We start from the raw sequence: 3,468 nt of genomic DNA, 5'->3' as shown, positions 1-3,468 counted from the left end.
ATGATTAAAGAGGATTATTTAACCCTCTTTAGGAGAGCGTTGGCGGATTAAATTAACTTTAAGGTTTGTGTTCTAGTTGAATGTAGCAAGTCTATCAAGGGCTGCCGATAGATAAATAACCGGCAGCCCTAGTTATTCAGCAGTTATTCTAACGGCACTAGCCCTGCAGGTTCTTCTTGAAGTGCGGCGGAATCCAATTTGTAAAGTTTGATTTCTCGGTGCAGTTCCTTGGCCAAAGTTTCCAGGTCTTGGGAGGCCCGCTTAAGGGCAGCGACGCGCTCTTCCAATTCTTTTACCGATTTTGTCATGCTCTCTGCTTTTTCCCGAGTTGATTCTACCCCTTGTGCAACTCTGTCTATGGAGGCAGCCATTTCTTGCGTGCTCGCCGATTGTTCCTCTGCAGTGGCAGCGACGTTTTGGATCTGATCTACTATCAGCTCGATGGCCTTCAAAACGTCTCCTATGTGTTTTTCCATCAATAAAGCTTCCTTTTCTCCTGCCGCTGCCAGTTCTACGCCCTTATTTGTGACTTCTACGGCTTGTGAAGTTTCCTCTATGATGGATTTTGCTAACAAACCTATTTGCATGGCTGCTTCGTTGCTTTCTTCGGCAAGCTTCCTCACTTCATCGGCGACGACCGCAAAACCGCGGCCATGTTCGCCGGCTCTTGCAGCTTCTATGGCTGCGTTTAAAGCCAGTAAATTCGTCTGATCGGCTACCCTTGAGATGGTTGAGACAATGCTTCCGATTTGTCCGGCCCTTTCGTTCAATTGCGAAATTACCTTGGCAATCTGACGGAATGATTCGGCCATTTCTGTTACCCGTTTTGCGGCGTAGGTTATCAAATCGCCAGTTTCCTGGGCATTTCCTCTCAAAATTTCCGCTTGGTTCGAGGCTTCGGCAGCTGCTTTTGCAGCGCCCTGGGCGGCGGAGGCTACTTCTTCTATGCCAGCATTTGCCGAAGATATGGCATCGGCATTGTCCTCGGTAATCACCTTTAATTCATCAGCTTCCTTTGTTATAATGTTGACGAATGCTGACGTTGCGTCGGAGATCTCGTCCAAAGCTGTAGCTTCCTGTGAGAGTTTATCGCTGCGGCTCCTAAGGCCGAGGAGTATTTGTTGCTGGTGTTCTATTAATTGATCCAAGGCCTTTCCTACCTGGGCCAGTTCATCGCTTCCCTGTAAAGAAGTCCTAGCGGTAAGTTCTCCCTTGATGACGCTTTGAGCAACGTTAAGGAGCTTGCCTATGGGATTTGTGATGGCTTTTGCTGTGAAGAAGATAAACAATCCTAATATCGCTAAACATATGATCCCTATCACAAAGAGTCTTATTCCTACATTGACCAGGGGGGAAAATATTTCGTTGGTGGCGGCCGTGATGCCAATGCTCCAGCCGTTATCGAGAGGGGCAAAGAAGATCTTCCTTTTCTCGCCATCCATGGTGTATATGCCATCAGATTTTTCGCCATTCACCATCTTTTGGGCAAGGGATGCAAGGTCTTGCGAAACCAAGGCAGATGGTTGAGTTAGGTTGAGTTTCATGATGTAATCTTTGTTTGGGTGAGCTATGATGTTACCCTTCTGATCGACTAATATGCCATAGCCGTAACCGAGGAGCTTTTGCGACGTAACAAATTCGATAACGTCTTTTATCAAGACATCGGCTGCAACCACGCCCAGCAGCTTCCCCTTTTTGTCCATTGCGGCAATTGCTGCAGTAATCACAAAGCCTTCTACGTTTACCGCTTCATAGGGATCTGTAAATATCACGTCGCTGTATTTTTCTGCCTCTACATACCAGGGGCGTTTGCGCATATCCATATCGGCCGGAGGTTCCCACCCCGTGGCGCTCATGAACTCGTTTTTTGGAGTACACATGTAAATTTCAATAAATCCTAGGTCTTTGTGTCTATCGAATGTCTTTGCCAAGTAATCTTTAACAAGATAACCTGATATTCCATAGTTTTCCCACATGTAAATGATATTCTCAGCCATAAGCTTGACTACATTGGTACGAATGTTAATCCAGTTGGATAACGATGCGGTAGCCGTATCAGTGGCCAGCCTTCCGCCTTGATTGATCTGATCGATTATGATTGTTCTGCTTCCTCGATATGAGAAAAAGCCTACCATGCATAAAGTTATCAAAATTCCTGCCGACAACAAAACGAGTCTCCGTCTAACGGTCAATTGCTGCTCCCTCCTTACATTTTGATATTTAAAAAATCAACTAACTCAATTTGAAAAATATGTTAAATTTCATTAAGATATCATTATAGAATTGGGATTTAATCAAGAGTAACTTGCTTTCCAGCAGAAGATGTTAATGGTTTTGATTTAAAAGTTCACGGGTTTATTGTCACACAAAATTTGAAACTTGTAAAACCGAAAGTTCATGTAAACTAGAGGAGCTTTATAGCGATATTTAATTGTATTATAATAGTAGGGTAAATCATAATGAGTCTTACGAGAAACACCCTCTGCACCTAATCTTTAATATGATAATTTATACAGACTAAGGTTTGTTCCTATTTTCACCGTACAAAGGGAAGGCGGGGATTAAGTTGGAGAATATGGGATGAACTTTTCATTAAGCCTATAAGGTTAGATTTCTTGCGGAGGAAGATTTATGAGAAGAAAATTGGCGAAACAATACGTAAATGGCAAGATGTTATTATTGTGCATCATTGTATTGTTATCATTCACTCCTACCGCTTTGTGCAATGAACGAAATATCCTGGTGTTACATTCATATGATCCGGAATATATTTACACGAGAGTATTTAATAACACCCTCAAAGAAGAGTTGGATAAAAGCGGTAATTCGGTTAACCTTTTTTATGAATATCTCGATGCGAAGAGATTTGATCCTGCCGATTATTATGGACTGTTTGAAGAGTACATTATATCCAAGTATCGAAATCGCAAAATCGATTGTATTCTCTGCTTCGACGACGATGCCCTGCAATTTTTATTAGCGGAAAAAAACGACCTGGAAAATTTATCTACTCTCCCCATTATCTTTGGAAGCATTGCCAGTAAGGTGTTGATATATTTTGCCGCTTTGGAAAGAAACATGACTGGCGTTTTCGAGGATCTGGATGTATCGGCGAATGTGAATTTAATGCTTCAAATATTGCCCGCAAAACATGTATTTGTCGTGTCAGACAAAACGACTTTAGGTGTCGACCTATACGAAAAGGCAAGGCTCGTATTTAAAAGACTGAAGCATCTTTCTGTGGAATATCTCATAGGATTGCCATGGAACGAAATGAAGGAAAGGTTTGAAAATGCTCCCGAAGGATCCGCAATTTTTCTTCTTTCTTACTTGAGAGATGAGCAAAACAATGTGTATTCGATAGAAAGAGTGAGCGAGTTGCTACGGGGCGTATCCCTGCCTGTTGTAACGTTATTAACTCCCCTTGTAAATCTTGGCGGAGCTCTAGCATCTTGTGCTCCGACGCCT

Annotated in this window: 2 protein-coding genes; one reads left to right on the top strand and one right to left on the bottom strand. The window is 42.7% G+C overall.

Features of this window, described 5'->3' with window-relative positions:
* Positions 1 to 143: 143 nt before the first annotated feature.
* Positions 144 to 2,192 (bottom strand): methyl-accepting chemotaxis protein, encoded by a 2,049-nt coding sequence (locus Q7P41_RS02365; protein WP_303881839.1) that lies wholly within the window; start codon positions 2,190 to 2,192, stop codon positions 144 to 146.
* Between the two features lie 439 nt (positions 2,193 to 2,631).
* Between Q7P41_RS02365 and Q7P41_RS02360 the strand changes: the two genes are divergently transcribed.
* A partial coding sequence (locus Q7P41_RS02360; protein WP_369693129.1) for an ABC transporter substrate-binding protein occupies positions 2,632 to 3,468 on the top strand: 837 nt, incomplete at its 3' end.

Source organism: Acetomicrobium mobile, assembly GCF_937920065.1.
Note: the sequence above shows the minus strand (reverse complement) of the source record. Positions and strands in the feature narration are given on the sequence as shown.